The organism is Actinoplanes sp. CA-131856 (genome assembly GCF_050956135.1).
Taxonomy (GTDB): Bacteria; Actinomycetota; Actinomycetes; order Mycobacteriales; family Micromonosporaceae; genus Actinoplanes.
This window is the reverse complement of record NZ_CP191849.1, coordinates 10,065,223-10,091,295: the sequence shown is the minus strand read 5'-3', so window position 1 is coordinate 10,091,295 and position 26,073 is coordinate 10,065,223. Positions and strand designations below refer to the sequence as shown.

Below are 26,073 nucleotides of genomic sequence, written 5' to 3'. Positions count from 1 at the left end.
TAACGGTGCCTTCTGGGAAGGTCTGGGACCGTAAATGTGTAGGTATCGTCACCGTGCGTGCAACATTTGGCCTCAACTGCGGCTGCGCTGCCCGTAGTCGTTGGCCGCCTCGAAGACCTTCTGCGCATAGGGCCGAACGGCGTTGTAGGAGAAAATCGCATCCCACCAGGCATCGGCCCGGGCCAGATCACGCCCGCCCTGGCACAGGTAGGTGCCCGCGGTCAGTGACGCATCGTCGATGTCGTTGGGGTCGGCCACGCCGTTGTTGTCGGCGTCCACCTTGAACTGGTTCCAGGTCGCCGGAATGAACTGGAGAGGCCCGACGGCCCGGTCGTAGGTGGTGTCATTGTCGAGGGCACCCCGATCCGAGTCGGGAATGAGCTGCCGCCCACCCTTGCCGTCGAGGGGCAACCCGAAGATCCCCGGCTGAACGACGCCGTCGGCCCCCAGAACGGACCCGTTGGCGCTGCCGTGATCGGACTCCACCTTGGCGATGGCGGCGATGGTGGTCCAGCTGAGATGACAGTTCGGCATGGTCTTGGCCAGAACCAGCTCGGTGTACGCATAGGCCTGCACCGCCACCACCGGAATGCCGACCTTGGTGCCCACCTGCCCCGCCCACCCGGCCAGGGCATCGGCCGGCCGCCCCCCGGTCTGGGGCGCAACCGTAGGTGAGGTGGTCCCGGTCCCGGTGGTCCCCGTGGTGCTGCCTGCCGTGGGCAGGCCGCCTCCCGGCACGCCGCTGGGCACGCCCACCGGCGCGCTGCCGACCGGTGCGCTCCCCGCCGGCAGCCCACCCGGAACGGCGGCCGACGGCAGGGCGGCACCGCCCGCTTCCAGCGGGAACCCGGGGGTCGCGCTGGGGTTGGGAGCGGCCTTCAGAGCTTCGGGCACCAGATAGGCCCCCGCGGTGCCCGCCGCCCCCAGAAGCAGAACAGCCACCACCGCCGGCACGACAAGCCGCCCACTGGGCCGCTTGGCCCAGGCGGCCGTGCTGCGCCCGGCCCGCCCCACAAGCCGAACCGGGGCCGCTCGCCGAAGCCCACCGCTCCGCTTCTTGGCATGGCTCCCCGAGCGCGCCCCTACGGCGCCCTTGCTCTCAGCCCCGGAGGTCGCCGCCCCGCTGGCAGCCCCGCCCGCGGTGTCGCTTTTCCCCGCGTTGTCGCTCTTCCCCGCGGCGTCGGTCTTCCCCGCGGCATCGGGCTTCTTTGCGGCGTCGTCCTTGGCTGCGGCGTCGCTCTTTCCCCCGGCGTCGGTCTTGCTTGCGGCGTCGTCCTTGCCCGAGGTCTCGCTCTTTCCTGCAGGGTCGCTTTTTACCGCAGCGTCGGTTTTGCTCGTGGTATCGCCCTTGGCTGCGGCGTCGCTCTTTCCCGCAGCGTCTTCCTTGCCTGCGGTGTCGCTTTTCCCCGCAGGAGTGGCCTCGCTCGCGGTGTCGTCTTTGCCTGCGGCGTCGGTCTTGCTCGCGGTGTCGCCCTTGGCTGCGGCGTTGCTTCTCCCTGCGCCGTCTGCCTTGCTTGCGGCATCGGTCAGAGCGCCGTCAGCGTTGCCTGCGCCCGCCGCTTTGCCTCCGGCGCCGCCTGTTCCCGCGCCGTTGCTTTTGCCCGTGGCGTCGGCCGTGGTGGGGCCGGCACCTTTGGCCGTGCCGTCGGGTTTGTCCGCGCCGCCGCTCGTGAGCGCGGCCTCCTTGTCGGCAGCGCTCGAGCTCGCGGACGTGGCCTGGGTGGTTTTCGTGCCGGCGGTGCCCGCCTCGCCGCCCGCGGAAGCGCCTCCCGACGCGAGGGTCGAACCTTCCTTACCGGCTACGTCGGAAGGACGGCCGGCCGATGAGGCCGGGCTCGCTGCTTTTGTCTCGGTGGCGGGCGGTTCGGCCGGTGCTGAACCGGCTGCGGCGACCGACGGCGCCGCGCCTATCGATGGGCCCGCGCCGATCGTCGGAGCCGATCCTCCGGCCAGCGGAAACGTTGCCTTGTCGGCCGAGGTGGCGGGCGGCGCGACTTTGTCGTTCGTCGTGTCCGCAGACACGACCTTGTTGTCCGGTGTGGGAGCGCTCGTGGGCACAGACCCGTCGGGGGCCGCGCCGGAACTGGCCAGCGGCCCACCCTGATGCGGCGCCGAGGCGCGCAGCTCGGGCTCGGTCACCTGGTCCTTCTGCCGCTTCACCACGCGGACGACACTACCCAACGGGAGCATGGCCGCGAGAGCCCGATTCGAAGCCTGTGGATAACCCAGACCTGCTTGTCCACAGGGTGAATTCCTGTCGGTCGGAAGCCCTACTCTTCTCTCATGCCGCGTTACGAATTCCGCTGCCGAGCCTGTGGCGACACCTTCGAGGTCAACCGTCCCATGCGTGAGGCCTCCGAGCCCACGAACTGCCCTCAGGGTCATGCCGACACGGTCAAACTCTTGTCCACGGTCGCCGTCACCGGCCGCACCAGCAGCACCTCAGCCCCACGCCCCGCAGCCGGCGGCGGCGGTGGTGGCGGCTGTTGCGGAGGAGCCTGCGGCTGCTGACTCGGCAGGCTCGCCCTAGCATCGGCCACCCCACGCCGGCCCCCGCCGATCGACTCACGCCAGCCAACAGCGCTGGCTGACCGGGCGCTGGCTGACCGGGCGCTGGCTGACCGGGCGCTGGCTGACCGGGCGCTGGCTGACCGGGCGTCCGCCGCCCCCAGGCGCTCGCCGGCGCCAGGGACCAGCTCTTCTCCCTGCGCAGGCTTCCGCATCCGACGCTTGCTGCTGGCGCTGGCCTGCGCGGCGCCATCCGTGTCCGTGTCCGTGTTCGCCGCGGGCGGGTTGTCCCGTGCGGCTCTCCGGCCCCCTCTTCCGCCTCCGTCGAAGCTGCGGCCGCAGGCCTTAGCCCCCGCTGACTTCCCCCAGCGGTGGCCCGTTCCGCGATGGCCGGCTCCGCGCCGCCCTCACGTCCCTGCGCCGTCCTCGTCCTCGCGGGGTCCTCCGGTCGACGCTCTGCCACTTCCTGCGCCGCCTCTCCTTGCGCGGCCCTCCGCCTTGCGCGGCCCTCCGCCTTGCGCGGCCCTCCGCCTTGCGCGGCCCTCCGCCTTGCGCGGCCCTCCGCCTTGCGCGGCCCTCCGCCTTGCGCGGCCCTCCGCCTTGCGCGGCCCTCCGCCTTGCGCGGCCCTCCGCCTTGCGCGGCCCTCCGCCTTGCGCGGCCCTCGGCCTTGCGCGGCCCTCCGCCTTGCGCGGCCCTCGGCCTTGCGTGGCCCTCCGTCTTGCGTGGCCCTCCGTCTTGCGTGGCCCTCCGTCTTGCGCGGCCCTCCGTCTTGCGCGGCGCGCCGTCGTGTGCCGCCGCTCCTTGCGGCGCCCGTCCTCGCTGCGCCAGTCGGCTGTGGGGGCCTCGATGGTCATCCGGTTCTGGCGGTCGGCGTTTCGCAGCGAATAGTCCTCTAAGGGGGCAATCACCAATCCGGCCCGGGCTGGCTGATCTTGGTGTCTGGCCTGGTCGGACGCTTGATTGTGGCTAATTCCACGAACCTGGCCTTCTCCGGCGGGTGACGGGAGGCGGGAAATGGCGTGACGCGATGCCGCAGGGGCTGTTAGCTGGGAAAACGCTGGGCCGAGGCGGCCCGGCGCGCGTGTCGGGGGCGTCGCACAAAGTGACTCTCGCGGGGGTGGCCGAACGGGCGGGAGGAACTGACCGAGCGCGGCGTGTCTTGGCTCGATCCATTTCGTTACGTCACGCGTAGTGCCGTGTGGAAACGTCGATGACCCCTGCGGGTGTCCTCCGTCCGGGGTCGGCCGCAGCGGGCGGATGGTTACCGTCCGTTTCTACGATGGCCGGTGACGCTGTGATACGGCAGCATGAGATCGCGACTTGCCGAAGGGGGCGGAGGTTCCACCGTGTCGGGACGAACCGAGCTGCCGAGTGGGCTGGTGACCTTTGTGTTCACCGACATCGAGGGCTCGACGCGATTGGCCCGGATGCTCGGCGATGACTACGGCGCGGTTCTCAACGATCACCGCACAGTGATGCGCGCTGCTCTGCGTGACTTCGATGGTGTTGAGCTTTTCACTGAGGGTGACTCCTTTTTCATCGTCTTCCAAGATGCGGCGGCGGCGGTGGCGGCTTGCGCGGAAGCGCAGCGGCGACTGTCCGCACACGACTGGCTCAGCCCGGAGGTCGCACCGCGGGTGCGGATGGGGATGCATACGGGGTGGGCCCGGCCGACCTGCGGGGAGCGCGGCGGTGAGTACGCCAGCATCGAGGTGCACCGCGCCGCCCGCGTTTCGGCCGCGGCCCACGGCGGGCAGATTCTCTGCTCCGGCGCCACCGCCCGGGCCGTTCGGCTCACATCCGAAATATCGGTAACGACCGTCCATACAGCACCCATGCTGACGGCGGCTTCCGCCACCGACCTGCGCGGGATCGAGCTGCTCGACCTGGGGGAGCACCGGCTCCGCGGGTTCGACGACTCGGAGCGGCTCCTTCAGGTCCTGGCGCCCGGCTTGGGCGGGAACTTTCCGCCGCCGCGTACTCAGAAGGCGCCCCTCCACAATCTCCCGGCCGAGCTCAGCCCTTTCGTCGGGAGGCGCGCCGAGGTGGCCGAGGTGGCCGAGCTCGTGGGGCGCCACCGCGTCGTCACCATCACGGGGAGCGGCGGCGCCGGCAAGACGCGGCTGTCTCTTGCCGTGGCGGCGGAGGTGCTCACGGCGTACCCACAAGGGGTCTGGACCGTCGATGCCGTCGGCGCTGAAGAAGGCCTTGCCGAGGTTCTCGGCGTGCGCAGCGAGCCGGGGCGGCCGATTCTCGACTCGCTGCTCGAGCATTGCGCCGAGCGGCGGATGCTTCTCGTGCTGCAGACCGCCGAGGCCGCGAAGATCGCGACGCTGATCCGGCGGCTTCTCGCCCGGTGCCCTGGTGTCCGGGTGCTCGTCACCGGGCGGGCGCCGGTCGGTGTGCCCGGCGAGTATGTCTGGCGGATTCCGCCGATGTCCCCGGCCGATGTGTTCGCGCTGCTCAGTGAGAGGACCGCGGCCGCCCGGGGCGGGGACGACGGTGGCGATCTCGCTCAGGTCGCGGCCCGGATGGAGGGCTCGCCTTTGATGATCGAGCTCGCGGCGGCCCGGCTGCGGCTCCTCTCGGCCTCGCAGCTCGCCTCCCGGCTCGATGATCCGCTAGCCGCTCTTGACCCCACCCACGCGCCGCGCGAGACGCCCACCGGCGCGTCGCGTGAGACGCCCGCCGAGGCCGAGGCCGCGGACCGGCACGACAGCCTCGAGGCCAACCTCGACTGGTCCTACCGGCGGCTCACCGCTCAGGCCCAAGGCCTGCTCCGCCGTCTGGCCGTCTTCGCCGACTCGGTCGATCTCGGGATCGTGGAGTGGTGCAGCGCCGAGGCCCTCGGCGCTCTCGGCGAGCTCGCCGACAATTCTCTCGTCGACGTCGTTCCCGGGCCCCGCTACCGGCTGTCCGGGCCGGTCCGTGCCTTCGCCTCCCGCCGGCTCGTGGCCGGCGGTGACGAGCGCGAGGCACGCGACTGGCACACCGCCTGGTCGCTGCACATGCTGGACAGCGTCGCCGTCGACACCGACGGGCAGCCCCGGACGGTGAGCCTGACGGCTTTCGCGCCCTATGTCCCCGAGTGGCAGGCCGCCCTGCGCTGGGCCGCCACCCACGGCAGCGTCCGGGCGGGACTGCGCCTGGCCATCGCCCTCGACCCGTGGTGGCGTGAGCACGGTGGCGCCGGCGAGGGGCGTGACCTGCTGTTCCGGCTCTATCGGAGGCTCGACGGGGCCGATGTCGAGCGCGCTGTCGTCGCCGACGCCTATCTGGTGCACGCCGGCCTGGCCGCCGACAAGGCCGAGCGGACCCGCTTCCTCGAACGGGCCGAGGCCCTGGCCGAGGACGATCCAGGCCTTCTTGTACGGGCCATGGCCGGTCACCGGGCCACGTTGCTCGACGCGGGGCGGTACGACGACGCCGAGCTCCTCTGCCGCGACGTGATCGCGACCGCGGAGCGGCGCGGTGTGCCCGAGGCGGCCATGCCCGCCGTGATCGCCCTGGCCGAGCTGCTGTGGCGCCGTGACGCGCTCACCGAGGCGTCCGAGTTGCTCGGCGGCGCCCGCCAGTGGGAGGCGAGCCGCCCCGGGGACCGGGGCCGGCGGACCGTGGACTGGCTGCTCGGCATGGTCGCCCTGCGCCGCGGTGACCTGGTCGCCGCGCACGATCACCTGGTGGTCGCGCTCCGCTCACGGCTGCGGCACGGCTTCCGGGGCGCGGCGGCCGACGCGGTCGCCGCCATCGCCGTGCGCTGCTCCCTCGGCGGCGATGCCACCTCGGCCGCCATTCTGTTCGGCGGGGCCGAGGCGGCCAAGGGCGCCCGCCGCACCGAGATGTTCGGGCGGTTCTGGTCGGCACGGCAGCTGGCGCTGCGGAGCGCGCTGGGGGATGCCGCCTTCGACGCCGCGTACGCCGAAGGTGTCGGTCTGGGTTTCGACCGGATCGTCGCGATGGCCCTGGCCGTCGAACACCCGGATCTGGAGGAGGGTGCGACGAGGTTCGCCCAGGTCAGCGCATGATCGTGGAGGCTCGGTCCAGATCGGCGCCGCGCACCTTGGCCAGCGAGCCGAAGACGTGCACGGCCTGGTAGTAGATCCAGGCGACGCTGTAGCAGGCCGAACGGGCCACTGAGCGGTACTCCGAGCAGACACGCTTCATGTCGGCGTGGAAGGTGTCGTCGACCCGGTCCTTGTTCTGGTCGAACAGGCCCGCGTCCTTGTAGTTGCGATAGCCGAAGTCGTGGTGGACGCACGCGTTGGTGAAGTCGAAGCCGAGCGGCCGTTCCGGGCTGGCCGAGCAGTAGTCGGTGGTCCAGTCGAAGCCGTACGCCGCCCATTTCTCCCGGTCGAGCCGGGCGCTGTTCCAGGCGGCCGTGCTGGCCGCGGTCGGCTGGGTCCAGGCGGCGAGAACGGAGAGCCGGTCGACGGTGGCCGAGGCCGGCAGCGAGGGGATCAGCATGGCGGCCATGAGGGCGAGGACTACCACAATGCGTCGCGTCATGGCTCAGGCTGTTCAATCGCCGGCCGTGGATACAACGACGCGCTTGCGCATTTTCGGATCCTGCCGAATCAAACCTTGTCGCGTGCCGGTCGCTATGGTGTGTCACGTGCGGGGAGTCACATGATCCATCTACCTCGGGTCCGTCAAGGGCCCCTTCGCGCGCTCGCCGTCCGGCTCGCGCTGGCGGTCGCGCTCGTCGTCTCCACGGTCGTGGTCATCTACGCTGGTCGCGCGGGCTATCGGGACGTCAACGAGGACGGCCTCACCCTGCTCGACTGCTTCTACTACGCGGTCGTGTCGCTCTCGACGACCGGATACGGCGACATCACGCCGGTCACCCCGCACGCCCGCCTGGTCAACATCCTGGTCATCACCCCGGCCCGCGTGCTCTTCCTGATCATCCTGGTCGGCACCACCCTCGAGGTGCTCACCGATCAGTACCGCAACAGCCTGCGCGTCAGCCGGTGGAGGCGAAAGTTGAAGGACCACATCGTCATCTGCGGCTACGGCACCAAGGGCCGGGCCGCCGTCGCGGCCCTCCTGGAGACCGGCTACGACAAGTCGCGCATCGTCGTGGTCGAGAACAGGCCCGACGGCGTACGCCAGGCCGCGGCCAACGGGCTCGCCACCATCGAGGGCAACGCGACCCGCTCGGCCGTGCTGCTCGAGGCCGACGTCAAGAACTGCAAGGCCGTCATCATCGCCACCGACAGCGACGAGGCCTCGGTTCTCATCACTTTGACCGTACGGCAACTGACCGCCGGACAGGTGCGGATCATCGCCGCCGTCCGCGAGCAGGAGAACTCGGCGCTGCTCAAGCAGAGCGGCGCCCACCACGTGATCGTCTCGTCGGCCACCGCCGGCCGCCTGCTCGGCCTCACCACCACCGCGCCGCCGCTGATCGACGTGGTGGAGGACCTGCTCACCCCGGGTCAGGGCATGGCGCTGGCGATGCGCAGCGCCGAGCGGGCCGAGGTCGGCCGCAACCCGCGCGAGCTGCGCACGCTGGTGGTCGCCCTGATCCGCCGGGGCAAGGTGCTGCCGCTCGGCGGTGAGCAGGCCCTGAGCATCGACACCGGCGACATGCTCGTCTACATAAGGGACGACGAGGCCAACGTCGATGTGACGGTTTAGAGGATGGTCCAGGTGTCGGCGGCGTTGAGCAGGTCGTCCAGCATCTGATCGGGCGAGCCGTCGGTCTTGGCGTCGTTGAGCTGCTTGGCGATCAACTCGTCGTACGTGGGCCGGTGCACGTCACGGAAGACCCCGATCGGCGTCGTGCCCAGGTCGGATCCGGAGAGGCGGGACAGGGCGAAGGCGTACGCCGGGTCGTCCACCGAGGTGTCGTGGACGATGGCCTCGCCACCCTCCTGAACCTTGAGCCCGAAACCGCCGGCCGGGTGGATCACCGAGAACTGGTTGTCGGCCCCGAAGGTGACCGGCTGACCGTGCTCGAGCCGGATCAGGTGGTCGTCCCGGCTGCTCGCGTCCTTGATCAGCTCGAACGCGCCGTCGTTGAAGATGTTGCAGTTCTGGTAGATCTCGACGAACGCCGAGCCCTGGTGGTCGGCCGCCGCCCGCAGCACCGACTGGAGGTGCTTGCGGTCGGAGTCGATCGTGCGGGCCACGAAGGTCGCCTCGGCCCCCAGGGCCAGCGACAGCGGGTTGAACGGCGAGTCGGCCGAGCCCGCCGGCGTCGACTTGGTGATCTTGCCGAGCTCGGACGTCGGCGAGTACTGCCCCTTGGTCAGCCCGTAGATCCGGTTGTTGAACAGCAGGATCTTCAGGTTCACGTTCCGGCGCAGCGCGTGGATCAGGTGGTTGCCGCCGATCGAGAGCGCGTCGCCGTCGCCGGTGACCACCCACACCGACAGATCGGGCCGTGACGCCGACAGGCCGGTGGCGATGGCCGGCGCCCGACCGTGGATCGAGTGCATGCCGTACGTGTTCATGTAGTACGGGAAGCGCGACGAGCAGCCGATGCCGGAGACGAAGACGATGTTCTCGCGCGGGATGCCGAGCTCGGGCATGAAGCCCTGCACCGCGGCCAGGATCGCGTAGTCACCGCAGCCAGGGCACCAGCGGACCTCCTGATCGGATTTGAAGTCCTTGGCCGTGAGCTTCAGATCAACCATTCTTGACCACGTCCTCCAGCATGTTCTCCAGCGTCGCGGCCGTGAACGGCAGACCGCTGACCTGGTTGAAGGGCAGAACATCGACCAGGTAGCGCGCCCGGATCACCTGGGCCAGCTGCCCGAGGTTCATTTCCGGGACCACGACCTTGTCGTACGCCTTCAGCACCTCACCGAGATTGCCCGGCAACGGGGACAGATGCCGCAGGTGCGCCTGGGCGATCGGCAGCCCCCGCTGGCGCAGGGCACGGCAGGCGGCGCCGATCGGCCCGTACGTCGAACCCCAGCCCAGCACCAGCACCCGCGCCGCCTCGTCGGCGTCCTCGACCTCGACGTCGGGCACCTCGATGGCCTCGATCCGCGCGGCCCGGGTGCGCACCATGAATTCGTGGTTGGCCGGGTCGTACGAGATGTCGCCGGTCTTGTCGGCCTTTTCCAGGCCACCGATGCGGTGCTCCAGACCCGGCGTGCCCGGGATGGCCCAGGGGCGGGCCAGGGTCTCCGGATCTCTGAGGTAGGGCAGGAAGCGCCCGTCCTCGCCGTTCGGCGCCGTGGCGAACTCGACCGACAGGTCGGGCAGCTCGCTCGCGGACGGCAGCAGCCACGGCTCGGAGCCGTTGGCCACGTAGTTGTCCGAGAGCAGGATGACCGGCGTGCGATAGGTCAGCGCGATGCGGGCCGCCTCGATCGCCGCGTGGAAGCAGTCCGACGGGGACTTCGGCGCGATCACCACGAGCGGCGCCTCGCCGTGCCGGCCGAACAGCGCCATGTTGAGGTCGGCCTGCTCGGTCTTGGTCGGCATGCCGGTCGACGGGCCGGCCCGCTGCACGTCGACGATGACCAGCGGCAGCTCCAGCGCGATGGCCAGCGAGATCGTCTCGCCCTTGAGCGCCACACCGGGCCCGCTCGTGGTCGTCACACCCAGGGCGCCGCCGTACGACGCGCCCAGCGCCGCCCCGATCGCGGCTATCTCGTCCTCGGCCTGCATGGTCGTGATGCCGAACTTCTTGTGCTTCGACAGCTCGTGCAGGATGTCCGAGGCCGGGGTGATCGGATAGGCGCCCAGGAACAGCGGCAGCTTGGACCGGACGGCCGAGGCGACCAGGCCGAGCGCCAGCGCCTGGTTGCCGGTGATGTTCCGATAGGTGCCCGGGCGCATCTTGGCCGGCTTGACCTCGTAGCGCACCGCGAAGTCCTCGGTGGTCTCACCGAAGTTCCAGCCGGCCTGGAAGGCCGCCTTGTTGGCCGCCACCAGCTCGGGGCGCTTGGCGAACTTGCGCTCCAGGAACCGGATGGTCGACTCGAACGGGCGCGAGTACATCCAGCTCAGCAGGCCCAGCGCGAACATGTTCTTGGCCCGCTCGGCGTCCTTTTTCGAGATGCCGTGATCGGCCAGCGCGCCCACGGTCATCGAGGTCAGGGCGACCGGATGAACCGCGTATTCCCCCAGCGAGCCGTCCTCGAGGGGGTTGGCCGCCCACCCGACCTTGGCCAGGCTGCGCTTGGTGAACTCGTCGGTGTTGACGATGATGTCGGCGCCGGGCGGCAGGTCGGCCAGGTTGGCCTTGAGGGCGGCCGGGTTCATGGCGACCAGCACGTTCGGCGCGTCGCCGGGCGTGAGGATGTCGTAGTCGGCGAAGTGCACCTGGAAGCTCGACACGCCCGGCATGGTGCCTGCGGGGGCGCGGATCTCGGCCGGAAAGTTGGGCAGCGTCGATATGTCGTTGCCCAGCTGGGCCGTCTCGGATGTGAATCGGTCACCGGTCAGCTGCATGCCGTCGCCCGAGTCGCCCGCGAACCGGATGACCACCCGGTCCAACTGCTCGACCCGTTTCGCTCCAGCGGACACGTTCCCAACCTCCAAAGGTTGCCGGCCGGCCGGGGGTGATCATCTATGAGCCGGCCCGCAGAACTAGTCACTTCCAGACTACGTCGGCGCTCCTTACTCACCGGGCGTGAGCCGTTGACCACAGTAGCCAGGTGAGGCTTGCATGAACCAGAAGAGTCCACTATCCGGCGGGCGAGTGCCACCTACGGGGTTCGACTAGGCTCCGTGGTTGTGGACGGTTACCTCGGGTCGTACGCCACGCTCGGGCTGGTGGCCGCCGCCGGCGTGCTGGTCTTCGTCGGCGCCTTCGCGGCCAACAAGCTGCTCCGCCCGGCCGACCCGGCCCAGCCCGCCGGCAAATTCGTCTCGTACGAGAGCGGCATCGACCCCGTCGGCGGCGACTGGGCGCAGGCGCAGATCCGGTACTACGTCTACGCGTACCTCTATGTGCTTTTCGCCGTTGAGGCCGTTTTTCTCTTCCCGTGGGCGGTCGTGTTCGACCTGCCGGGTTTCGGCCTGACCACGGTGACCGAGATGGGGGTGTTCGTGGCGGTGCTGTCCCTGGGCATCCTCTACGCCTGGCGCAAAAAGATCCTCACCTGGACCTGAGATCACACCCGCGTACCGGTCGGGGTGGCGGGCTCGCCACGCACAGCGCGGCGTGCCAACATCTTGCGCATGGGCCAGCTTTTCCTCTTCATCGTCGTGGCGTTGGTCGTGGCCGCGATCGTGTTCGGCGTGACCGTGATGATCGGTGGCAACGACAGCGCGCTGACGCCGGTCGAGCCGGACGGCCGGGCCGTGCCGCTGCCCAGCGACCGGCCGCTCGGTGAGGAGGACGTGACCCACACCAAGTTCGACGTCGCCTGGCGCGGCTACCGCATGGCCCAGGTCGACCAGGCGCTCCAGCGCGCGGCGTACGACATCGGATATAAGGGCGAGCTCATCGGCGTGCTCGAGGCCGAGGTGACCGCGTTGCGCGAGGGCCGCGTGGCCGACGCCGACGTGCTCCGCCGCGCCCGCGAGGCGGCCATAGCGCCCATCACGCCCGCGCCGGCACCGGCGCCCCCGGCCGAGGCGGCGCCCGCGACCGAGCCGGTCATCGAGATCACCACCGTCCCGGCCGACGAGCCGGTGGCCAAGCAGTGAGCGCGACCGACCCGGGCCTGGGCGACGCCGCCAAGCCCGGCACCGGTGAGGTCACGGCCACGGTCATCGTCGACGCGCCCGCCCCGCGGGTCTTCGCGGCGTTTCTGAGCTGGGAGAAACAGTCCGAGTGGATCCCGTTCACCAAGGTGCGCGTGGTCGAGGGCGACGGCGGCGAGGGCAGCCTGGTCGAGGCGATCACCGCGATCGGCCCGGCCGCGCTCCGCGACGAGCTGCGCGTGGTCAAGGTCAACGCGCCTTATGAGGTACGCGTCGTGCACTGCGGCCGCTTCCTGCGCGGGCCCGGGTCGATGCGCTGCACGGCCATGTCCGGCGACCGCACCCAGGTGGTCCTGCACGAGTGGTTCCACCTGCCGGCCGGCCCGGTCGGCAAGATCGCGTGGCCGGTGCTCTGGCCCGGCTCCAAGCTGAGCTTCACCGGCGCCCTGAAGAAGTTCGGCCGCCTCGTGGAACAGGGCAAACTGCCCTGAGAGCTTTTTGTGGCTCTTGTGATCGATGTGTGGGTGGTTTCGGGGTCATCGGTCAGGTAGCTCTGGTCGGTGACCGCCGAGGGTGAGCATGGCCAGGGCGATGATCGCGTGGGCTGAGTGGAAGCCGAAGCCTCGGCGGATGATGAGCCGGATCTTGGTGTTCGTTGATTCGACCAGGGCGTTGGACAGCCGGTTGGTGATGGTCGCGATGATCGCGTCGCGGTCACGGGTGATGCTTCGGGCGAGTTTGACGAACTGAGCAAGCCGGCAGCGGCGTGCCCAGCTGATCCACCGGTCGAGGGCTTCGACTGCTTCGCCGGGATCGCGGTGGGCGATCGCGAAGACGGTGCGCAGTCCTTCTTTCAACGCCCAAGCGCGGTGCAGGGCGGGGTGGGTCTTAGCGATCCAGGCCAACTGTTCGTGCTGGCGTTCGGTTAGGTTTTCGGGGTTCTTCCAGAGCGCCCAGCGGGCGCGTTTAAGGGTTTTCACGTCACCGCGCGGGCGGTGGTTGCGGTTGTTGGCGCGGGTAGTGCCCCGTGCGTGGCCACGGGCTTGGTTCCACACGGTGCGGCGTTGTTCGTCGAGGGCATCGGTGGCCCAGGCGACCACGTGGAACGGGTCCGCGCAGCGGATCGCTCGCGGGCAGTGTTCCGTGACGGCTTCGCGGATCCCCTGCTGCTCGTCGAACTCGACACGCTCAACGACTGCTTTCCGAAGTCCGAGCAGCCGAGCCCATACCCTGGTATTACGCACGCCGTTGTCCCGCTATCTACCGTTCTGACCTTCGACAAGCCAGAACCTAAGCGGGACAACGGCGTGCGCTGTCGTTACTGCCTGAAACCACCCACACAAGCGTCAGTAGAACCCTTTTTGTCGTACGGCGGCTCTACGGTGGTCGCCATGACAGATGACGCCGGGCTCGTGATCGGCCTCGACGGCCGCGCCCGCTGCTTCTGGGGCGGCTCCAGCCCCGACTACGCGGCCTACCACGACGACGAGTGGGGAAAGCCGGTCCGCGGCGACGACGCGCTCTACGAGCGGCTGTGCCTGGAGGCGTTCCAGTCCGGTCTTTCCTGGATCACCATCCTGCGCAAGCGGCCGGCGTTCCGGGCCGCCTTCGCCGGCTTCTCGATCGACAAGGTGGCCACGTTCTCCGACGCCGACGCGGCCCGCCTGATGACCGACCCCGGCATCGTCCGCAACCGGATGAAGATCGAGGCCGCGATCGCCAACGCGCGCGCCGCCGCCGACCTGGCGGGCGGGCTCACCGAGCTGCTCTGGTCGTTCGCGCCCGACCCGCGCCCGGCCCGCCCCAAGACCCGGGCCGACGTCCCGGCCATCACCCCGGCCTCCACGGCCATGGCCAAAGACCTCAAGAAGCGCGGCTTCCGCTTCGTGGGCCCCACCACGGCATATGCGTTGATGCAGGCCACGGGCATGGTCGACGACCATGTGGCGGGTTGTTGGGTCCCACCGCTCAAGGCACACCCCGGCGCATGATGGGATGGAGCCCATGGGTCAGTGGGCGGTGATCATTCCGGCGGACAGGTGGGCCGACGAGAGGTTGTTCCACCACGACACCGTCACGGTGTCGGGGGGCGCGTCCGAGGTGGCGCCGGACGACGAGGTGTTACTGGTCGCCGACGGCCACGTGGTGGCACTCGCCCGGGCCGCCAAGACCGAGGGCCACGAGCTGGTGTTGACGTACCTGCGCCGCTCGTTCGACGACCCGGTCCCGGCCACCGGCCTGACCGAGGGCGACGTGGTCCCGGTCGACGCCGAGACGTTCCGCCGCTTCGCGACCGCCCTGGGCGCCGAGCCCACGGGCCCGCACCGCCCGACCTGGCTGGTCAGCGTGGCCCTCCCGATCGAGGCCGCGACTCCCGCCGAGGCCGTACGCCAGTTCTGGTCCCACGTCCTGGAGCTGGGCCCCGCCGAGCTACCCACCTACGTCTGGCCGTCGGGCGACGAGCTGGCCATGCAGGCCTTCGTCCTGGGCGTGGAAGCCAACCAGGACCCCGAGGAAGAAGACGACGAGGACTGACGGATGCCGCGGCGCCGGTTGGTGGCACGGCGCCGCGGCACCCGGTTCGGCGCTAGCCGCCCAGTGAGGTGGCCGCCGAGCGGATCGCGGACGCGAAGTAGGACACCTGGGTGTAGACGCCCGGCTTGTTCGGGCGGGCGCACCCGTCACCCCAGCTGACGATGCCGACCTGGATCCAGGCGTTCGCGGCGTCGCGGCGGAACATCGGGCCGCCCGAGTCGCCCTGGCACGTGTCGACGCCGCCCGCGGTGTAGCCGGCGCAGATCTCGTTGCTCGCGATGACCTCGCCGCCGTACATGGACGACGAGTTGCAGGTCGCGTCGCTCACGAACGGGACCGTGGCCTTGAGCAGGTAGCGCTGCTGCGCGCCGCCCTCGCGGGCCGCACCCCAGCCGGAGATCGTGAAGGTGCCCGAGTCGTAGGCCGTGGTCGTGGCGATCGGCAGCGTGGCCAGGCCGGTGACCGGGCTGGCCAGGCGGATCAGGGCCCAGTCCTTGCCGGAACCGTTGTAGCCGGGCGCGCGGAGGACGTAGTTCGACTTACGCGTGATCTTGCTGGTCGAGTTCAGGTCGACCACGCCGAGCGTGGCCGTGATCGACGTGTTGGTGCCGGTGGCGCTCACGCAGTGGGCCGCCGTGAGGACCAGCGTCGGGCTGTAGAGGGCGCCGCCGCAGCCCATGGACAGCCGCACCATGAACGGGAACTCACCCTGAGCGGCGCGCGTGCCGCCGACGACGGACGGCGTCGGGTCGACCGACGCCGCGGCGGCCGGGGACGCGATCGCGCCGCCCGCCGCCATGGTCAGCGCGGCCATCGCCGCGCCGAAGAAGATCCGCCACTTGACCATTTCGGCCCTCCCACGGGGGTACGCGCGCCCGGTAGGACGCGTCGGGAGGAGCGTAGGCATCGAGCCTTATGAATGTGGTGATCCCAAAACCGTCATATCAGCGGCCTTCGAAGACCGGCTTCTGCTTGGCCACGAAGGCGTCCACCGCGTTCTTGTGGTCGGCCGTCGCGCCGCAGATGGCCTGGGCCTGCGCCTCGGCCGCCAGCGCGTCCGACAGCGTGCCGGCGTCGCCGATGGACAGCTCCCGCTTGATCGCGCCGTAGGCCACCGTCGGGCCGGCCGCGAGCCGGGCCGCCAGCTCCTGGGCGACCGGGAGCACCTGCTCGTCGTCCTCGGTCAACCGCGAGAGCAGGCCCATCTGGTACGCCGCCTCGGCCCGCACCGGCTCGGCCAGCAGCAGCAGCTCCAGCGCCCGCGCGTGCCCCACGATCCGCGGCAGCGACCACGAGACCCCGCTGTCGCCGGCCAGGCCCACGTTGGCGAAGGCCATCAGGAAGCCCGTCTTCGGCCCGCCGATGCGGAAGTCGGCCAGCAGGGCCAGCGACGCGCCCGCACCGGCGGCCATGCCGCGCACCGCCGCCACCACCGGCTTGGGCATGCTGGCCAGCCGCTGGGCGATCGGGTTGTAGTGCACCCGCACCGTGTCCAGATCGGTGCGTCCCGACTCGAGCTGCTCGGCGTGCTCGCGCAGGTCCTGGCCCACGCAGAAGGCTTTGCCGGCCCCGGCCAGCACGATCGCCCGGCAGGACTTGTCGGACTCGAGGGAGGCCAGCGTGTCGCGCAGCGCTTCCTTGAGGTCGATGTCGAGCGCGTTCATCGCCGACGGCCGGTTGAGCATGAGGGTGACGACGGCGTCGGTGCGGTCGACGAGCAGGGAGTCGGTCTTCAGTCCGTTCAAGGGCGGTGGGTGGGGCGGTTGGATGGCGGTCATGTGTCTGAGAATCCCACACGGGCGCGAGTCACGGATTGCAGGCAGCGCTCCACATAGCGGTCGGCCGCGGGGCGCAGCCGGGCCGCGTGGCGGTCGAAGAATCCGGCCGCGCTCGTGCCCGGCCAGCGCGGCGGCAGCAGCGAGGTGGGCAGCTGCGGATCACGGAACAGGAACGATCGCCACGAGTGCACGAGGCGGAACCGGGCCGCGTACGCCTCCTCGTCGCTGCTGCGCGCGTTCACCGTGGTCACGACGGGTCTCAGGTCGGACACGAAATCCTCGTAGGAGCGGGCCAGCTCGGGCAGGTCCCACGCCTTGCCGACCACCTCGGCCGCGCCCGGTGAGCCGGCCGCGTGGGCGGCGCTGAACCGCTCGTACGGCACGGCGGCGTCGGTCAGCACCGTGTCCACCTCCTCGGTGGCCCGGGGTGCGACCCACGCGTGCTCGCCCAGCGATCCGTAGCCGAGGAAGGTCAGCCGGGCCGCGTCGCGTTTGGCCAGCGGGCCGTGCAGCAGGATCAGGTCGAACTTGCCGTCCCAGCTCATGCGGCCGGTCCGGTAGATTCGCGCCGCCGCCTCGTCGAGCCGGCGGGCGGCTTTCGGGGTCAGCAGATATCCCGGTCCGGAGACCAATCGCATAGGGTGCAACCAGCCTTGGCGCACCATGCGGGACACCGCGGTGCGCACAGCGGGAGGAGCGATGCCGAGTGGCGCGAGCAACTTGACCAGGGCCGCGACGGGTGCGCGCCCGCCTCGCGGGCGGAGATAGTCGCCGTACAGGTCGAAGAGTGCGGACCGCGCCTGCATGACCGCACATTGTGACAGCCCGAAAGGCGATATGCTAGACGCTGTCACATCCGCCCGGGCTGGGTTTGGGTTCGCCGGTGTTCATCAGGGAAAATGTTTGATCGGCACGGTGGGCCGCTCTGCGTGATGACGCGCAAAGGCCCCTCGGCCGCCGGTCGGATACGAGGTACCACGTCACGTGGGGCTGAGCACGTGACCGTTGACAAGTGGCTGTGGGGCAACCCACCGACACCCTGATGTGGGTCTGAGGGGAGACAAGATGGCGGCGATGAAGCCGCGGACGGGCGATGGTCCGCTGGAGGTCACCAAGGAGGGTCGGGGCATCGTCATGCGTGTCCCGCTGGAAGGTGGTGGCCGTCTCGTCGTTGAGATGACTCCGGACGAGGCCAGCGCGCTGGGTGACGCGTTGAAGTCGATCGCCGGCTGACGTTTCACGCGAGCCCGCCGGTACGGTACCGCCCGTACCGGCGGGCTTTCCACGTCTTCGAGAAAGGTCATGCTCTCGTGTTTCCGATCCGGCTGACCGACCACCTCGACGACGGCCTGACCCGCGTGGTGCCGATCGGCTCGTCGGGTCCACTGTCGCACGTCGACGGCGCCCTCGGTGAGGAGATCGCCGCTCTGGGTGACCGTCCCGATCCTGTGATCGTCCTGCGCCGGCCGCTGAGCCGTCCGGCGAAAGTCCTGCTGGTCGACGTGACCTCCGGCTGGCGTGCCGCCGGTGCGGCCATCGTGCGCGAGTGCGCCGAGCCGCTGCAGATCCTGGTCGACGGCGAAGCGGACGTCCGCGACCTGGCCGAGGGCCTCTGGCTCGGCGGCTACCGCTATCGCGACGCCCGCGAGGAGCCTCGCCGCGTTCCGGTCGATCTGGTCACGACCAATTCCCAGGTGTACGCCCGGAGCCTGGCCCGGGCCGAGATAGCCGCCCGCGCCACCTGGTTCGCGCGCGACCTCACCAACACCCCACCGAACGTGAAGATCCCGGACTGGTTCGCCGAGGAGATGTCCGGCGCGTCGGCCCGGCGGCCCGGCATCGCGGTGCGCGTCCACGCCGGCGCCGCCCTGGAGCGCTTCGGTGGCCTGCGCGCCGTCGGCGGTGGCTCGAAGTGGCGGCCCTGCATGGTCGAGATGACCTGGCAGCCGCCCGGCGCGACCACCCACGTGGTGCTGGTCGGCAAGGGCATCACGTTCGACAGCGGCGGCCTCTCGGTGAAGACCCGCGAGGGCATGAAGCGGATGAAGAACGACATGGCCGGCGCGGCCGCCGTGGCCGCGGCCACGCTCGGCGCGGCCGACCTCGGCCTGCGGGTGCGGATCACCGCGCTGATGCCGCTGGCCGAGAACGCCATGAGCGGTTCCGCGTTCCGCCCGGGCGACGTGATCACCCAGTACGACGGCACGACCACCGAGACCACCAACTCCGACGCCGAGGGCCGCCTGGTGCTGGCCGACGCGCTCGGCTACGCCGTCGAGGGCCTCGACCCCGACGTGATCATCGATCTGGCCACCCTGACCGGCTCGCAGAAGGTCGCGCTGGGTCCCGAGATCTCCGCCCTCTTCACCGACGACGACGAGCTGGCCACCGCTCTGCGGGCGGCCGGCGAGCGGGCCGGGGAAAGAATGTGGCGTATGCCACTCCCGGCCGAATATCGCGAGCTGCTCCGCAGCGACGTGGCCGACCGGCACAGCTCGCCCATGAGTTCACCCGGCGCCGTGGTGGCGGCCCTGTTCCTGCGCGACTTCCTCGGGCCGTACGCGGACCGCTGGGCCCACATCGACATGGCCGCGCCCGCCTGGAGCGACACCCTGGAGCTGGAGACCACGCGCGGCGCCACCGGTTGGGGCGCCCGGACCCTGCTGCGCTATCTCTCAGCGCTTGACGGCGGTCAGTAACCCGCCGCCCGACGAGATCACCGCGGGGATCCACTCCTCGGACTCGCGCACCGAACGGACCGTCTCGCGGATGGTCAGCGTCTCGACGTCGCGGGCCGACGGATCGGCGATGCGGCCACCGGCCAGCACGCCGTTGATCACCAGCGCGCCGCCCGGGCGCAGCAGCCGCAGCGCCTCGTCGGCGCAGGCGCCGAACTCGGTCGGGTCGGCGTCGACGAAGACCAGGTCGTACGCCCCGTCGGCGAGCCGGGGCAGCACGTCGAGCGCCCGCCCGGTGATGATCCGGGTGCGCGACGGGGCGAACCCGGCCTCGGCGAAGATCCGCCGGGCGATCCGCTGGTGCTCGTTCTCGACGTCGATGGTCGTGAGCACCGCGTCCGGCCGCATGCCCCGCAGCAGCCAGACACCGCTCACCCCCGTGCCGGTGCCGATCTCCACCACGGCCTTGGCGCTGCCCGCGGCGGCCAGCAGGCGCAGCACGGACCCGGCGGCCGGGGTGACGCTGAACAGGCCGACCTCGTGGGCGAGGCTGCGCGCGGTCTGCAGCACGATGTCCTCGTCCGCGTACGCCTCGGCGAACTGGGAACCATTGGTGGCCGGCTGGGGACCGATCGAGCGGGCTGACGGGACGATGACGAACCTCCGGAGCTGGTGAGGATGCGCATAAAGAGTATGCGGAGGCCCGCTTAGCACGCACCCGGCCGTCGATGGGATAAAAGGGCCGGGGAGAGGCGGCACGGGGGATCCGTGTCATCCTGGAGGGGGAGCCGGGCGGAACATGAGTGGAGGCACCGACGTGACCGACGGTTGGAACGCGCGTCCCACTCCGCCGCCTGCCAATGGTCAACCACCCACGCCCTGGCCGTCCGACGCGCTGTGGTCGGGTTCGATGGCCGATCCCTGGCGTGACCCGTATGCTCCGGCCGCCGTCGTCGTGCAGAGCGGCCCGCAGGCCCCCGGCCCGCAGCCGGAGCCGGTCGCCGACCCGGACGCGCCGCGCCGGTCGTACACCCCCATTCTCTTGATCTGCCTGGTCACCGCGCTGCTCGCGGGTGGCCTGGGCGGCACCCTGGGCTACGTCTTCGCCGTGCGCGGCGGGGTCGGCGGGGGCGCCGCGTCGAGCCTGGGAGCCCCGGCCGAGGACCCGCCGGCCGCGGCCAACCGGGCCCCCGACTCGCTGGCCGGCGTGGCCAAGAAGGTGCTGCCCAGCGTGGTCACCGTCCGGGTGACCGGCGCCATCGGCTCCGGCTTCGTGGTGTCCAAGGACGGCTACGTGATCACCAACGACCATGTGGTCGAGGGCGCCGACGACGACACCATGTCGGTCGCGTTCAGCGACGGCTCCACGGCGAGCGCCAAGGTGGTCGGCCGGGCCCCCGAGTCCGACATCGCCGTGATCAAGGTCGCCAAGTCGAACCTCACCCCGGTCGCCATCGGCAACTCCGACTCGATCGCGGTGGGCGACCCGGTGCTTGCCTTCGGCTCTCCGCTGGCCCTGGTGAACACGGTGACGGCCGGCATCGTCAGCGCCCTCGACCGCACCATCGAGGCCGGCGGCGAGTCGGGCGGCCCGACCCGCTACTACGCGGCCATCCAGACCGACGCCGCGGTCAACCAGGGCAACTCGGGCGGTCCGCTGGTGAACGCGGCCGGCCAGGTGGTCGGGGTCAACTCGGTGATCCGCTCGGTCGGCGGCACCGACACCGAGGCCGGCAACATCGGCCTGGCCTTCGCCATCCCGATCAACCAGGCCCGCCGGGTGGCCGGCGACATCATCGACACCGGCAAGGCCCGGCGCACGGTGATCGGCGCCGAGGTCGCCACCGGCGGCACCAGCGCCACCGGGGCCCGGCTGCGCTCGGTCGAGCCCTCGGGCCCGGCCGCCGCCGCGGGCCTCAAGGCCGGCGACGTGGTCACGAAGATCGACGGGCACGCGGTCGAGGACGGCACCGATCTGATCGCCCTGGTGCGCAAGTACGCTCCGGACTCGACCGTCTCCGTGGAGTACCGTCGCGGCACCAAGACCCAGACGGCCTCCGTGACATTGGTCGCGGACTCCAACTGAACCACTTCAGGGCTGCCACCTGACAGGTTCCGTGCGTAGTCTGGGCGCGGAGACAAGGGAGGCCGCCCTCATGTTCGAAAACCTGAACTGGTGGGAGATCGGCGCGCTGCTGCTGCTGGCGCTGCTGATCTTCGGCGAGCGGCTGCCGAAGGTGATCGGCGACGGCATGCGCATGCTGCGGGGTCTGCGTGCCATGGCGCAGAACGCGACGAGCGACCTGAACCGCGAACTCGGCACCGACCTGCAGCTACAGGACCTTCACCCCAAGGCGTTCATCCGCAAGCATCTGATCAGCGAGGACGAGGAAGCGGCGATCCGCAAGCCGCTCCAGGGCCTGCTCGAGGACGTCAAGTCCGACCTGAGCGGCGTGAAGGCCGACCTGACCGACGTCGCCGACGCCGCCGACATCAAGAAAGCGCCCCCGGCCTCACCGTCGACAGCGGTGACACCGAAGGCGCGAACCTTGGACCTGGACGCTACGTAGCTGGCTGGCTCCGCTTCGCTCCGCGGGCGGCGATCGCTACTTTCTGGTTGTTACCGACAATCCGAGCGGCTTGCCGACCAGGGAGTCTCGGCGGACGGCCAGCTTGGCGGCGACCTCGTCGAGGGCCTTGGCCGCGGGCGCGTCCGGGGCGGCCAGCACGATCGGGTCGCCGGCGTCGCCCGCCTCGCGGACCCGGGTGTCCAGTGGCACCTGGCCGAGCAGCGGCACCGAGGCGCCGATCGTGGTGGTCAGCGAGTCGGCCACGGTCTGCCCGCCGCCCGCGCCGAAGACCTCCATGCGCGAGCCGTCCGGCAGCTCCAGCCACGACATGTTCTCGACCACGCCGATGACCCGCTGGTGGGTCTGCAGGGCGATCGCCCCGGCCCGCTCGGCCACCTCGGCCGCGGCCGTCTGCGGGGTGGTGACGATGAGGATCTCGGCGTTCGGCAGGAGCTGGGCCAGCGAGATCGCCACGTCGCCGGTGCCCGGCGGCAGGTCGAGCAGCAGCACGTCGAGGTCGCCCCAGTAGACGTCGGCCAGGAACTGCTGGAGCGCCCGGTGCAGCATCGGGCCCCGCCACACCACGGCCGCGTTGCCCGCCGTGAACATGCCGATCGAGATCACCTTCACGCCGTGCGACTGCGGCGGCATGATCATCTCTTCGACCCGGGTCGGCCGGGCCTCGACGCCCAGCATGCGGGGCACCGAGTGGCCGTAGATGTCGGCGTCGATCACACCCACCGACAGGCCCCGCTTGGCCAGGGCCGCGGCCAGGTTGACGGTGACGCTGGACTTGCCGACGCCGCCCTTGCCGCTCGCGACGGCGTACACCCTCGTGCGAGAGCCGGGCTGGGCAAAGGGAATGACCGGTTCCGCTCCAGCGGAACCACCGCGCAGCGTGCTCTGCAGCGCCTTGCGCTGCTCCTCGGTCATCACACCGAAGTCGATGCTCACCGAGGAGATGCCGGGAATCTTGGTCAGGGCGGCCGTGATGTCGTTGTTCAGCTTGTCGCGCAGCGGGCAGCCGGCCACGGTGAGCAGCAACTCGACCCGGACCGAGCCGTCGGCGACAGTGAAGCCCTTGACCATGCCGAGTTCGGTGATCGGGCGTCGGATCTCGGGGTCGTCGACCGTGGCCAGAGCGGCCTGAATCGCGTCCTCGATGGTGGAGGCGGGAGCGGACATGGATGCCATGCTACGTCGCCCCTTACGGGCGTTCGGCGTCCCAGTCCTTGCGGTCCTCCTCCCAGTCGGAGCGCGCCCGCTTCTCCCGCCGGTGTGCCGCCTCGTCCAGTTCGTCGGCCAGCCGGGCCAGCTCCGAGCGCAGGAAGTCGCGGGTCGCGACCTCACCCAGCGCGATCCGCAGCGAGGCGATCTCCCGGGCCAGATATTCGGTGTCGGCCTTCTGCATGGCGGCCCGCCGCCGGTCCTCCTCCATCGCCAGCCGGTCCCGGTCGGTCTGCCGGTTCTGCGCGAGCAGGATCAGCGGCGCCGCGTACGACGCCTGCAACGACAAGATCAAGGTCAGGAACGTGAAGGTGTACGGGTCGAAGCGCAACCCCTCCGGCGCCAGCGTGTTCCAGAGGAACCAGACGGCGATCACCAGTGTCATCCACACGATGAACTGGGCCGTGCCCATGTAACGGGCGATGTTCTCCGACCACTGCCCGAACGCCTCCGGGTTGAACCGGGGCAGCCGCACCCGTCCCGGCTCGACGGGCTGGTCCAGGCGGTCCCGCCGCGGCTCGGTCACAGCACGACCTCATCCGTGTCGTCGACGCCGAGGTTGTCGCGCTCACGCCAGTCACGCGGCAGCGAATGGTCGAGCACGTCGTCGACGGTGACCGCGCCGACCAGCCGGCGCGTCGAGTCGATCACGGGCATCGCCACCAGGTCGTACGTCGCCATCCGCTTGATGATCTCGGCGAGGGGGGCGTCGGGACGCAGGGGCTCGATGTCGTTGTCGACGATGCCGCCGAGGATCGACGACGGGGCCTCCCGCAGCAGCCGCTGGAAATGCACCATGCCGAGGTATTTCCCGCTCGGCGTGGCCGACGGCGCCCGCGCCACGAAAACCTGCGCGGCGACCACCGGCGACAGCTCCGGCTCCCGGATGCGGGCCAGCGCCTCGGCCACCGTCGTGTCCGGCGTGAGGATCACCGGCTCCGAGGTCATCACGCTGCCGGCCGTGCCCGGGCGGTAGTTCATCAGCTGCCGGACCGGGTCGGCCTCCTCCGGCTCCATCAGGTCGAGCAGCACGGTCTGCTCGGCCTTGGGCAGTTCGGCCAGCAGGTCGGCCGCGTCGTCCGGATCCATGCGTTCCAGTACGTCGGCGGCCCGCTCCCGGTCGAGCCGGACCAGGATCTCCACCTGATCGTGCTCGGGCAGCTCCTCGAGCACGTCGGCCAGCGTCCGGTCGCTCAGCGCGGCCGCCACCTCGTTACGGCGGGCGTCCGGCAGATCCTGGAGCGCGTTCGCCATGTCGGCCGGGCGCATCTGCTCGAGCAGGGCCAGCAGGTTCGAGGTGCCCTGCGTGTCGGTCGGCCCGACCAGCCCGCGCACCCGTTCGTACTCGGCCTGGAAGATGTGCCCGCGCCGGGTCAGCCGCCCGGTGTGCTCCCGCACGGCGACCCGGGTGACCAGCCACTCGTTGTTCCGGTTGAGATCCATCCCGATGTCGACGACGGTCCCCGGGGTGGCCGCGCCCTCGCCGTGCTCGGGCACCACCTCGACCCGGCGGTCGAGCAGATCCTCGATGACCAGCAGCTCGTTGGGCCGCTTCTCGAAGCGGCGCAGGTTGAGCACCCCGCTGGCCAGCACCACGTTCTCGGCGTCCATCGACGTCACCCGCCCGATCGGCAGGAAGATGCGCCGGCGCAGCGCCATCTCGGCCACCAGCCCGACGACCTGGGGCGGCCGGGTGGTGGTGCGCAGACGGACCACGCCGTCGCGGACCCGCCCGACCCGGTCCCCGTTGGGGTCGAACACGGGCAGACCGGCGAGGCGGGCTACATAAACCCTCGTCCCCATGGTCACGCCTTCAGCCTAGGTTAGGGTCCGGACATGTCAGGAGTGGCGTACGAGATCGTCGACGTGTTCACCGATCGCCCCTTCGCGGGCAACCCGCTCGCGGTCGTCTACGGCGCGGACGCCCTCGCCGCAGACCAGATGCACACGCTGGCCCGCGAGTTCAACCTCTCCGAAACCGTATTCGTCATTACCCCCGAAGACCCCGCCGCCACCTATCGTGTGCGGATCTTCACTCCGGAGTCGGAGATCCCGTTCGCGGGTCACCCGAGCGTGGGCGCCGCGGTGACCTCGATGCGCCGAGGCCTGTTCCCGCCCGGTGACGTGATCCAGGAGTGCGGCGCCGGCCTGCTGCCGCTCACGGTCACACCGCAGGGCTCAGCGACGCTGACGGGAGGAACGCCTTCGCTGGGCGAGCGGATTCCGGTCGAGCACCTGTTGGCGGTCACCGGCCTGACGGCCGAGGACCATGCGGGAGCTGCCCCACGTTCCGCCGGGTGCGGCTTGGACTGGGTGCTGTTTCCCGTACGTCGTGAGGCACTGGCCAAAATCAGCATCAACCTTCAAGCGGCGGAGTCGTACGGCATCACGGACCTCAGCGTCGTCGCCTGGGACCCGGCAACGTCGGAGGCCCACGCCCGGGTCTTCATCCCCGGCGGCGCCGTCCCCGAAGACCCGGCCACGGGCTCGGCGGCCCTGGCCCTGGGCGTGTGGCTGGTCGACGCCGGCCTGCTCCCGGCCGAAGGCACGTCGTCCTACCGCGTCCACCAGGGCATAGAGATGAAACGCCCGTCCCGCCTTGAGTGCACGGTCACCGCGGCCGCCGGCACAGCCACATCAGCCACAGTCGCCGGCCATGTCTGGCCGGTGGCCTCCGGCCAGATCGCGGTACCGCCGTTCGTCGGCTGAGCGCCGCCGCATGCCGGCTGGTCAGTCCTTCGGCGCGACACGGATACGGTTCCCGTCCGGATCGGCGGCGAGGAAGGTCAGCCCGAACCCGGCATCGTGCGGCTCATGCAGGATCGTGACCCCCTTGGACTGCCACTGTCGGAAGATCGCGTCGATCTCGTCAGGTCGTCCACCGCCGATGGCCAGGCACACCTCACCGGTGCGCGGGACGTCCGGTGACAGATTGTCGAACCGGCCGGACCACAGAGCGAGGTCGGCGCCCGGCCCGAGGCTGAAGGCGACATATTCCGGAGTCTCGAGCGAGGGGCTCAGACCGAGGAGGTCGCCGTAGAAAAGGGCTGCGGCGGGAGCGTCGCTCACATAGACGATGGACACGACGGACTTGGTCATGTCGACCAGCCTGGCCGGAATATGCGCCACATCGTGTCGCAATTCTTTGGAAAACTCGGCGGGTG

General features: G+C 70.4%; 26 protein-coding genes. 13 read left to right on the top strand and 13 right to left on the bottom strand.

All coding sequences use genetic code 11. From position 1 onward, the window contains the following. Positions 1–72: 72 nt before the first annotated feature. Positions 73–2,163, bottom strand: coding sequence for a lytic transglycosylase domain-containing protein (locus ACQP2X_RS46470; RefSeq protein WP_498692578.1), 2,091 nt, complete (start codon positions 2,161–2,163; stop codon positions 73–75). 120 nt (positions 2,164–2,283) lie between these two features. Between ACQP2X_RS46470 and ACQP2X_RS46465 the strand changes: the two genes are divergently transcribed. Then, positions 2,284–2,511, top strand: coding sequence for an FmdB family zinc ribbon protein (locus ACQP2X_RS46465; protein ID WP_498692576.1), 228 nt, complete (start codon positions 2,284–2,286; stop codon positions 2,509–2,511). Positions 2,512–3,855: 1,344 nt separating this feature from the next. Continuing rightward, positions 3,856–6,534 (top strand): adenylate/guanylate cyclase domain-containing protein, encoded by a 2,679-nt coding sequence (locus ACQP2X_RS46460; RefSeq protein WP_498692575.1) that lies wholly within the window; start codon positions 3,856–3,858, stop codon positions 6,532–6,534. Here ACQP2X_RS46460 and ACQP2X_RS46455 read toward each other — a convergent pair. Next, a complete protein-coding gene (locus tag ACQP2X_RS46455; protein ID WP_498692574.1) occupies positions 6,524–7,015 on the bottom strand; it encodes a phospholipase in 492 nt (163 codons plus the stop codon). The two genes, ACQP2X_RS46460 and ACQP2X_RS46455, sit on opposite strands and share 11 nt — an antisense overlap. Before the next feature lie 120 nt (positions 7,016–7,135). Between ACQP2X_RS46455 and ACQP2X_RS46450 the strand changes: the two genes are divergently transcribed. Continuing rightward, the gene (locus tag ACQP2X_RS46450) at positions 7,136–8,149 is read left to right on the top strand and encodes a potassium channel family protein (RefSeq protein ID WP_498692573.1); all 1,014 of its coding nucleotides are present in this window, start codon (positions 7,136–7,138) and stop codon (positions 8,147–8,149) included. On the opposite strand, the gene ACQP2X_RS46445 is transcribed toward ACQP2X_RS46450, so the two are convergent. Both ACQP2X_RS46445 and ACQP2X_RS46440 read right to left on the bottom strand, forming a co-directional pair. After that, positions 8,146–9,150 (bottom strand): 2-oxoacid:ferredoxin oxidoreductase subunit beta, encoded by a 1,005-nt coding sequence (locus ACQP2X_RS46445; protein ID WP_498692570.1) that lies wholly within the window; start codon positions 9,148–9,150, stop codon positions 8,146–8,148. The genes ACQP2X_RS46450 and ACQP2X_RS46445 overlap by 4 nt on opposite strands. Beyond that, on the bottom strand, positions 9,143–10,921 hold the full coding sequence (locus ACQP2X_RS46440; RefSeq protein ID WP_498701274.1) for a 2-oxoacid:acceptor oxidoreductase subunit alpha: 1,779 nt from the start codon (positions 10,919–10,921) through the stop codon (positions 9,143–9,145). Before ACQP2X_RS46440 ends, ACQP2X_RS46445 begins: the two co-directional genes overlap by 8 nt. Before the next feature lie 285 nt (positions 10,922–11,206). Between ACQP2X_RS46440 and ndhC the strand changes: the two genes are divergently transcribed. From ndhC to ACQP2X_RS46425, 3 genes are all read left to right on the top strand, one after another. After that, complete coding sequence (gene ndhC / locus ACQP2X_RS46435; protein WP_498692568.1) at positions 11,207–11,584, top strand: NADH-quinone oxidoreductase subunit A; 378 nt, start codon at positions 11,207–11,209, stop codon at positions 11,582–11,584. Between the two features lie 69 nt (positions 11,585–11,653). Next, complete coding sequence (locus ACQP2X_RS46430) at positions 11,654–12,124, top strand: DivIVA domain-containing protein (protein WP_498692567.1); 471 nt, start codon at positions 11,654–11,656, stop codon at positions 12,122–12,124. Next, positions 12,121–12,612 (top strand): SRPBCC family protein, encoded by a 492-nt coding sequence (locus ACQP2X_RS46425; protein WP_498692566.1) that lies wholly within the window; start codon positions 12,121–12,123, stop codon positions 12,610–12,612. Before ACQP2X_RS46430 ends, ACQP2X_RS46425 begins: the two co-directional genes overlap by 4 nt. 45 nt (positions 12,613–12,657) lie before the next feature. Here ACQP2X_RS46425 and ACQP2X_RS46420 read toward each other — a convergent pair whose 3' ends face one another. Further along, positions 12,658–13,365: an ISL3 family transposase gene (locus ACQP2X_RS46420; RefSeq protein ID WP_498692565.1), complete on the bottom strand. Its 708-nt coding sequence runs from the start codon at positions 13,363–13,365 to the stop codon at positions 12,658–12,660. Positions 13,366–13,512: 147 nt separating this feature from the next. Here ACQP2X_RS46420 and ACQP2X_RS46415 point away from each other — a divergent pair, with 147 nt between their 5' ends. Both ACQP2X_RS46415 and ACQP2X_RS46410 read left to right on the top strand, forming a co-directional pair. Then, positions 13,513–14,112, top strand: coding sequence for a DNA-3-methyladenine glycosylase I (locus tag ACQP2X_RS46415; RefSeq protein ID WP_498692563.1), 600 nt, complete (start codon positions 13,513–13,515; stop codon positions 14,110–14,112). 13 nt (positions 14,113–14,125) lie between these two features. Further along, positions 14,126–14,656 carry a hypothetical protein gene (locus ACQP2X_RS46410; RefSeq protein ID WP_498692561.1) on the top strand — a complete coding sequence of 177 codons (531 nt, stop codon included), beginning with the start codon at positions 14,126–14,128 and terminating at the stop codon, positions 14,654–14,656. Positions 14,657–14,708: 52 nt separating this feature from the next. Here ACQP2X_RS46410 and ACQP2X_RS46405 read toward each other — a convergent pair whose 3' ends face one another. The 3 genes from ACQP2X_RS46405 to ACQP2X_RS46395 all read right to left on the bottom strand — a co-directional run bounded on the left by ACQP2X_RS46405 (position 14,709) and on the right by ACQP2X_RS46395 (position 17,240). After that, positions 14,709–15,503 (bottom strand): S1 family peptidase, encoded by a 795-nt coding sequence (locus ACQP2X_RS46405; protein ID WP_498692560.1) that lies wholly within the window; start codon positions 15,501–15,503, stop codon positions 14,709–14,711. Positions 15,504–15,600: 97 nt separating this feature from the next. After that, positions 15,601–16,434, bottom strand: a complete 834-nt coding sequence (locus ACQP2X_RS46400) for an enoyl-CoA hydratase-related protein (RefSeq protein WP_498692559.1) — start codon at positions 16,432–16,434, stop codon at positions 15,601–15,603. Next, positions 16,431–17,240 (bottom strand): PaaX family transcriptional regulator, encoded by an 810-nt coding sequence (locus tag ACQP2X_RS46395; protein ID WP_498692558.1) that lies wholly within the window; start codon positions 17,238–17,240, stop codon positions 16,431–16,433. Before ACQP2X_RS46395 ends, ACQP2X_RS46400 begins: the two co-directional genes overlap by 4 nt. Positions 17,241–17,499: 259 nt before the next feature. Here ACQP2X_RS46395 and ACQP2X_RS46390 point away from each other — a divergent pair, with 259 nt between their 5' ends. Both ACQP2X_RS46390 and ACQP2X_RS46385 read left to right on the top strand, forming a co-directional pair. Continuing rightward, the gene (locus tag ACQP2X_RS46390; RefSeq protein WP_014694782.1) at positions 17,500–17,667 is read left to right on the top strand and encodes a DUF3117 domain-containing protein; all 168 of its coding nucleotides are present in this window, start codon (positions 17,500–17,502) and stop codon (positions 17,665–17,667) included. A 77-nt stretch (positions 17,668–17,744) separates the two neighbouring features. After that, positions 17,745–19,133, top strand: a complete 1,389-nt coding sequence (locus tag ACQP2X_RS46385) for a leucyl aminopeptidase family protein (protein WP_498692556.1) — start codon at positions 17,745–17,747, stop codon at positions 19,131–19,133. On the opposite strand, the gene ACQP2X_RS46380 is transcribed toward ACQP2X_RS46385, so the two are convergent. Further along, a complete protein-coding gene (locus tag ACQP2X_RS46380; protein ID WP_498692555.1) occupies positions 19,110–19,682 on the bottom strand; it encodes an O-methyltransferase in 573 nt (190 codons plus the stop codon). The two genes, ACQP2X_RS46385 and ACQP2X_RS46380, sit on opposite strands and share 24 nt — an antisense overlap. A 247-nt stretch (positions 19,683–19,929) precedes the next feature. On the opposite strand from ACQP2X_RS46380, the gene ACQP2X_RS46375 reads away from it, so the two are divergent. Beyond that, positions 19,930–21,198 carry a S1C family serine protease gene (locus tag ACQP2X_RS46375; RefSeq protein WP_498701272.1) on the top strand — a complete coding sequence of 423 codons (1,269 nt, stop codon included), beginning with the start codon at positions 19,930–19,932 and terminating at the stop codon, positions 21,196–21,198. A gap of 70 nt (positions 21,199–21,268) precedes the next feature. After that, positions 21,269–21,682: a twin-arginine translocase TatA/TatE family subunit gene (locus ACQP2X_RS46370; RefSeq protein WP_498692554.1), complete on the top strand. Its 414-nt coding sequence runs from the start codon at positions 21,269–21,271 to the stop codon at positions 21,680–21,682. A 36-nt stretch (positions 21,683–21,718) separates the two neighbouring features. Here ACQP2X_RS46370 and ACQP2X_RS46365 read toward each other — a convergent pair whose 3' ends face one another. From ACQP2X_RS46365 to ACQP2X_RS46355, 3 genes are read right to left on the bottom strand one after another with little or no spacing between them, the layout of a single operon-like run. Beyond that, a complete protein-coding gene (locus tag ACQP2X_RS46365; protein ID WP_498692553.1) occupies positions 21,719–22,867 on the bottom strand; it encodes an Mrp/NBP35 family ATP-binding protein in 1,149 nt (382 codons plus the stop codon). A gap of 22 nt (positions 22,868–22,889) precedes the next feature. Next, positions 22,890–23,435, bottom strand: coding sequence for a DUF1003 domain-containing protein (locus ACQP2X_RS46360; RefSeq protein ID WP_498692552.1), 546 nt, complete (start codon positions 23,433–23,435; stop codon positions 22,890–22,892). After that, positions 23,432–24,718, bottom strand: coding sequence for a magnesium transporter MgtE N-terminal domain-containing protein (locus ACQP2X_RS46355; RefSeq protein WP_498692551.1), 1,287 nt, complete (start codon positions 24,716–24,718; stop codon positions 23,432–23,434). Before ACQP2X_RS46355 ends, ACQP2X_RS46360 begins: the two co-directional genes overlap by 4 nt. A gap of 27 nt (positions 24,719–24,745) precedes the next feature. Here ACQP2X_RS46355 and ACQP2X_RS46350 point away from each other — a divergent pair, with 27 nt between their 5' ends. Then, on the top strand, positions 24,746–25,618 hold the full coding sequence (locus ACQP2X_RS46350; RefSeq protein WP_498692550.1) for a PhzF family phenazine biosynthesis protein: 873 nt from the start codon (positions 24,746–24,748) through the stop codon (positions 25,616–25,618). A 21-nt stretch (positions 25,619–25,639) separates the two neighbouring features. On the opposite strand, the gene ACQP2X_RS46345 is transcribed toward ACQP2X_RS46350, so the two are convergent. Continuing rightward, a complete protein-coding gene (locus ACQP2X_RS46345; RefSeq protein WP_498692549.1) occupies positions 25,640–25,993 on the bottom strand; it encodes a VOC family protein in 354 nt (117 codons plus the stop codon). Between the last annotated feature and the right edge of the window lie 80 nt (positions 25,994–26,073).